The 7405-nt window shown below is 36.2% G+C and carries 2 protein-coding genes; both read left to right on the top strand.

Features of this window, described 5'->3' with window-relative positions:
- Positions 1 to 284 precede the first annotated feature (284 nt).
- Entirely contained in the window at positions 285 to 3953 is a 3669-nt protein-coding gene (locus tag FC45_RS07765; RefSeq protein WP_236694516.1) for a Rib/alpha-like domain-containing protein, read from the top strand.
- Positions 3931 to 7329, top strand: coding sequence for a Rib/alpha-like domain-containing protein (locus FC45_RS07770; RefSeq protein WP_155517706.1), 3399 nt, complete (start codon positions 3931 to 3933; stop codon positions 7327 to 7329). The genes FC45_RS07765 and FC45_RS07770 overlap by 23 nt, the downstream gene beginning before the upstream one ends.
- Positions 7330 to 7405: the final 76 nt, after the last annotated feature.

Raw genomic sequence — 7405 nt, forward strand, 5'->3', positions numbered from 1 at the left:
ATATATATATATCGTATAGCAAATACATATAAAAAATAATTTTATTTGATTGAATAAATGTAATAATAATTAAATAACTGAAAAAATAAGAGTGCTAATTCTCCAAAATATATCATGGCAAATCCTTGGCATTAAAGGAATTAAAAGAAAACGCTTTTTGATAAAAAAAGACTATATTATCATTTTATTAAAAAAAGCGATTGTTCTAATTTGAAAAATATTTTTTTATATTTTATTATCGATTATGAAAGACGTTACAACTGTCTTAATTAGGGGGATATTATATGTTTTCAAAAAATAATATGAAAATGCGCATGCAAAAGGTTGCTGATAAAGAGCAACAACATTTTGCTTTGCGTAAATTAAATGTTGGGTTGGTATCCGTTTTAATGGGTACTACATTATTTTTCGTGGGACAAACATCAATAGCTAAGGCTGATACACTAGAATCTACTAAGACTAGTGTCACTGAAATTAGTTCTAGCTCTAATTCTAATCAAGAAAAGTTAGAACAAGCTAAGGCTGTAAGTTCTCAAGAGCAAACTACAAGTACTGAAGAAAATGTAGATTCAGCTTCATCAAGTCAATCAAAAAGTGAAAACAATTCTAGCTCTAGTGCGAAGTCAGAAGTAAGTACTCAAGATAGAACTGATAGCAATGACAATGCTACTACTAATCAAGTAGATACTACGCAAGTATCTACTACTTCATTGAAAGCTGTTCAATCTTCTAATCAAGCTGCTAACTTATTAGCTGAAAGCAAAGTTGAAGATTCAACAACAGCTAATGTTAGTGATTTCGATTCATTTAACTCAGCTTTGATGAATCAAAATATTACTACTATTAACATTAATAGTGACTTTACAAGTGGTAACTATGGTACAAATGTTGAACACCGTAGAGTTGTTCCTCGTACTTTAGTAATTAATGGTAATGGTCATACAGTTGACCTTGGTTCAATTGGTTACTTCATGAATCCAGGTGGTAATCAAGCAGCTGATTGGACAGTAGAAAATGGTACTTTCTATTCTAAGAGTGCTGTTGGTCCATTTGCTCTTACTGGTGATCACGGTACTGATAAGGCTTGGCAGGCAACCAATGGTGCAGTACACCGTATGACTTACAAGGATATGACAGTTTATGCTGGTGGTGGTGCTTATGCTGCAAATGCTGAAATTGATTTAGAAGGTACTAACAATTTAAACGCTACCGCTTCATATCAATCTAAGTTCTCAAATGGTACTGTTTATACTGAAACTGGTGGTAACAGATCAGGTGTTGAAGGTCAATGGATTATTATTAAGGATAATGCTAATGTGACTGTTAACACTGATCACGGTCAAGCTATTTCAACTGAATACTCTGATGGAAATCACAGAATTGAAGTTGGTGAAAATGCCACTTTAAATGGTAACTATTTATATACCACTTACGGTACTCCTTATGGTGGTGGTAAGATAGCTGTTCTTTCAAACGGTGCAAATGGTGGTACTGTAATCTTCCATAAGGGTTCTAAGTCACACTTTACTATGCCAAATCAAAATGTAACTGGCTTTGGTGGTAATGGTTTTAGTAACTATGGTACTGGTTCTGTTCTTTACTTAGGTGCAGCTAATACTACTATTGAAAAAGGTGCAGAAGTTACAATTGATAACCCTAAAGAAGCTAATAACGATAACAGTATCTTCATTCGTTCAGACGGAACACAATTAAATATCTTTGGTAACTTAATTATCAATGATGGTGCGCGTGACTATACTATTCGTGCCGATAACCGTGTAAGCATCAATGTGGGTCAAAGTATTGCAGATGATGATTACAGTAATGATAATGGTAAATTAATTATTAATCGTAACGGTGACTTCTACTTGAATAACGATGGTGGTGCTCTCTCAATGTGGGGACCAATTACCATTAATGTTAATTCAGGAGCTGCTTTAGAAGTTTACTCAACTGGAATTAATAATGTATCTGGTTCTGGTGCAAATCCTGCTTTAATGAGAGTTGGTGGAAGCAGTAAATTAAACGTTTATAAACGTGGTACTTTCATTTTAAGTGATAGTAGTAATGGTAAAGTTAGTCTAGTTGATGATTACAATGCAAATGGTAACTTCAACTTCGACAATACTGCAAAAGTTATTTTTGATATTTCAAACAACAATAACCAAAATAGTAGAATTTTTGCTTTAAATGGTACTGTATATGCAACTCATGACAAGGTAAGAGCTATGCTCACACCAAGTTCTAATATTGCTGATATGGGTACCTTTAAGACGGTTCAATTTAATACTAGTGGTCAAGGCGGTGTGACTGGGGATGCATTACACTCTGAGTATCAAAACCAAGCCTACAATAACATTGTTGCGATTAGAGATGCGATTAGAACTGGTCAATTACGTTACCTTGAATTCTCAACTCGTTCAGTAAATAATGCAAGTATTACTGGTGAAGGACATGGCTTTACTGATAATGGTGCACAAATTAAGGGTTCAGTAGTTGATGAATCAACTAACACTGGTGCGGTAGCCGTTGCCTACGACAAAGATAATAATAAAGTTGGTTCAGGTAATGTTGATGACCAAGGTAACTTTACAATTAACTTAGATAAGCCGCTTCTTAACAAAGAAGAAGTTAAAGTTAGAATTGAAACCCCTCGTGGTGCTAGTGGTTTTGTTTCAACTACCGCTCCTTTAGGTCCAACTGCTAAGAGTCCAATTACTGTTGCTAAAGATGATAATTTAGCAGGTCAAGATGCTAGCCAATACATCACCAATAAAGATGAAATTGCAAACATTAAGCCAGGTACTACTGACTATGAACCAACCTTTAAGAGTGCAGCTTGGAAGAGTGTTGATACTAATACCAAGAAGGGTATTATTACTGTAACTTATGCAGATAACACTACTCCTGACTTAGACGTAGACTTAAATGTAGTAGACAAGATTACTGATGCTGACAAGTTCACTCCAGAAGGTGGAACAATTAAAGTTGATAATGGTCATAAATTAGATGGTAATGATGCTTATGAAGCAATCAAGAACCACGATGATTTACCAGCAGATAAAGCAGGCTACAACTGGGTTGTAGATGAAAATCATCCAGCCGTTGATACTACTAAGCCTGGTGATCAAACTGGCTATGTTCAAGTAACTTACAATGATGGCAGTAAATCAGATTTAGTTCCTGTTACTGTTCATGTAATTGCTGATAATGAAAAATACACTGCTATTGGTAAGACTCAAAACCTCCAAAAAGGCCAAAGTGCAAATCCTCAAGACTTTATCGCTAATAAAGATGGAGAAGTTAGCCAAGATGGCAAGACCTATACTAAGTTGCCTGATGGTACTAAATATGAATGGGTAGATGGAGGAATTGATACTTCTACTATTGGTCCAAAACAAGCTCAAGTTAAGGTAACTTATCCAGATGGAACCACTCAAATTGTTCCAGTAAAGGCTAACGTATATTCTGATGCTAACTTATCAACTGTTGTTGGTAAGGATATTAATGCCGGATACAAAGAAGACTTGACTAACCGTGCAATTGATGCAATTGATAAGGATAAGTCAACTAACCTTCCAACTGATCCATCAGCTTATACTTGGGTAAATGGCGCACCTGATACATCAAAGACAGGTGATATTCCAGCGACTGTAAAGGTAACGTATCCAGATGGTTCATACAATACTGTTGATGTAACTGTTCATGTTACTAGTGATGCTGAAAAGTATTCACCAGTTCCAGAGACCATTTCTGTTCCAAAGGGTACTGACTTATCAGGTCGAGCAAAAGATGGTATTGCTAATGCTGATAAAGATGCTAATGGTAAGGAAAAGTTACCAGATGGTACAAAATATGAATGGGACGGCGGAGTTCCAAATACTTCAGTAACTAATAATAAGTATGGTCATGTAAAGGTAACGTATCCAGATGGTAGTTCTACAAGTAGTTGAAGTACCTTTAAATATTACCGATAATAATAAGTCAGATGCTGAAAAGCATAATCCACAAGCTAATATCCTTCATGCAACATTGAATCAAGATCTTAGTTCAAATGATTGGGCTAAAAAAGGCATTTTAAATGCTGATGAGCAAGATGGAGCAACATTTAGATGGAGAAAGGGTTATGTTCCTGATACTTCTAAAGAAGGCCAAGTTTGGGGTATTGTTGTAGTAAGCTATCCAGATTCATCAATTAATGAAGTTCGAGTTCCAGTTATCGTCCAAAGTGATGCAAGTAAATACGGTATTGAAACTCAAGAAATCAATGTTCATGAAGGAACCGATATTAGTTCAGATGAATGGGCTAGAAAAGGTATTTTGAATGCCGATCAAGCTGGAAAACAGAATGAACAATTACCAGATGGAACTAGCTACACTTGGGCAAATGGTAATGTTCCAGATACTACAAAGCCAAATAAGAAGACAGGTTATGTAACTGTAACTTTCCCAGATAATAGTAGCAGAACTGTTCCAGTAATCGTTAATGTAATTGGTGATGGTAGAAGTGATGCTGAAAAGTATCAACTTAAGGCTCATGATATTTGGACTTATATAAACGATACTCCTGTTGCAGAAAAGGCAGTTTCAAATCTTGACGAACTAAAAGATGTTAGTTCAATTACTTGGGCAACTACACCAGATGTTTCTAAGGTTGGTAACGTTCCAGCGATTGTAGTTGTAACTTATAAAGATGGTACTTCTAATGCTGCTCCTATTAACATTGAGGTTAAGGGATTAGCAAATGATTATAAGCCTGAAGGTACAACTATTTATGCAGGTTTAAATGAAGATATAACTAACAGAGCTGCAGATGGTATTGCTAATAAAGATCAAATGCCAGTAGCAAATAAACCAGAAGGTACTGTTCACACAACTTATTCATGGAAGGATAATATAATTCCTGATACTACTAAACCTGGTACCAAGTATGGAATTGTAGAAGTTAACTTCCCAGATGGTTCAACTAAGGATGTTCCAGTTGAAGTTAAGGTAACTAGTCTAGCATCTGATTACCAAAATAAGATTGATACTAAGCAAATTATTGCTAAGTACAAGGGTAATATACCTCAAGCCTCTGACGGTATTGCTAACAAAGATCAAGCAACTAAAGAAGGAGACAAAGACTTCCCAAGTTTAGCTGATGTGTTAGCTCCTAATGGTATTCAATGGAAGAAGAACTTTGAACCCGATTTGAGTAAGCCAGGCTTAACAAGTGGTGAAGCAATTCTTACCTTTAAGGATGGTTCAACTGCCGAAGTTACAATTCCGGTATTAGTTCAAACTGATGCTGATCGCAATACTCCAGAAACTCAGACTATTAAGACACTTCCTGGACAAACAGTAAATCCTGAAGATGGTGTAATTAATTTACATAAGCCTGGTGAAAATAACCCACAATTGCCAGATGGAACGAAGGTAACTTTTGATAATCAATCAGATGTTGATGACTTTACTAAGCATGGAATGCCAGGTTCTGATAAGAGCTTCGATGCTACTGTAACTTATCCAGATGGAACAACTGACAAGATTAAGTTGCCGGTACACATTACAGCTGATAATGAAGTTAATACTCCAATTACTCAAGGTATTATTACACCTAAGGATAGTGTGCCAGATGCCAATAAAGGTATTGCTAACTTAAAGAAGGCTACTACCAAAGAAGGTAAAACTTATCCTGCATTGCCAGAGAACACCACGGTTGAATGGGTTAACCCTGGTCAAATGAAGACTGAGCTTGAAAATGCAAAGGGTGGTACAACCAAGAATTACGATGCTGTAGTAATTTATCCAGATAAATCAACTGAAATTGTTTCAATTCCAGTAACTGTTGCTACTGATGCAGATACTTATAAAGTAGTAACACAACCAATCGATTTGAAGGATAGAAACTTACCTGACAACGCTGATGATGGAATTACTAACCTTCATAAACCAGCAGACTTTAAGACTCCACAATTGCCAGATGGTACACATGCAGAATGGCAAGATAAGGATGCTGCTCAAGAAGTAGTTAAGAACTTGAAGCCAGGTGAAACTGTAAAACTTCCAGCTACTGTTGTCTTCCCAGATGGTTCCAAGAAGGGTGAAGGCATTGATGTAAGTGTTCACTTACATGGTCAATCTGATGATTATAATATTGAAACACAACCAGTAAATACTGATAAAGATGGTAATTTACCTGAAAATGCTGACTCTGGTATTAAGAACTTAGGAAAGTTACCTGGAGGAACTCACGCAAGCTGGGGTGATGGTGCCCAAGATATTGCCAAGAATTTGAAGCCAGGTGAAACTAAGGATGTACCAGCAACAGTTGTCTTCCCAGATGGCTCAAAGAAGGAAATTACAATTCCAGTTCATAGAGAAGGTCAATCTGATGGTTATGATGTTGAACCACAACTAGTAAATACTGATAAAAATGGACAACTACCTAATGCAAAGGAAGGTATTAAGAACTTAGCCGATTTACCAGAAGGAACAAATCCAACCTGGGCAGATAGAGCTCAAGATAAAATTAATAAGACTAAGCCTGGTACAGATACAACTGCTCAAGTAGTTGTAACCTTCCCAGATGGTTCAACTAAGGAAGTTACTGTCCCAGTTCATAAGCATGGTCAATCTGATGATTATGGTGATAAGATTGTGACTCAAAGAGTAGAAACTGATAGTCATGGTCAATTACCAGAAAATGCTGATTCAGGTATTAAGAATTTAGGAGATTTACCAGAAGGAACTCATGCAGTTTGGGGTCAAGGAGCTCAAACTATTGTAGATGGTATGAAGCCAGGTGAAACTAAGGATGTACCAGCTACTATTGAATTCCCAGATGGTTCAACTAAAGATGTAACTATTCCTGTTTATAAGACTTCAACAAGAGACCAAGGAACATTAAACCCACCAACAGATAAAGTACCAGTAGATGATACCAAGCACATCACAGATGAAGACAAGGGTAAGGTAATTGACAACGTTAAGAAGTCAAACCCAGGTAAGGACATTACTGATGCTCATGTAGATGATGACGGTACCTTCCACGGTAAGGTTGATGGACAAGATGTAGTAATTCCAGGAATAGAAACAGTAGTCGAAAAATCAACTAATAACCAAAAGAGTGATACTAATAAAGGGTTAATTAGCAATGATAATTCTGAAAAGAATAGTCATATGATTAATGCAAATGTAAATACCAAGAGCAGAAATAGTTTATCAGCTAAGCAAAATCGTTTGCCACAAACTGGTTCTGAAACTTCAGGTTTATCTGCTTTAGGTCTAGCAATGCTATCCTTAGTAGGCTTAGGCTTCTTGATTAAGAAGAGAAAAGAAGATTAATAATTGGTTATTGAGAAAAGACGCTAAGATATCTTAGCGTCTTTTTTTGGCTCTTTGTCAAATCCTGTTGATAAAG

The sequence above is a fragment of the Lactobacillus jensenii DSM 20557 genome, assembly GCF_001436455.1.
Lineage (GTDB): Bacteria > Bacillota > Bacilli > Lactobacillales > Lactobacillaceae > Lactobacillus > Lactobacillus jensenii.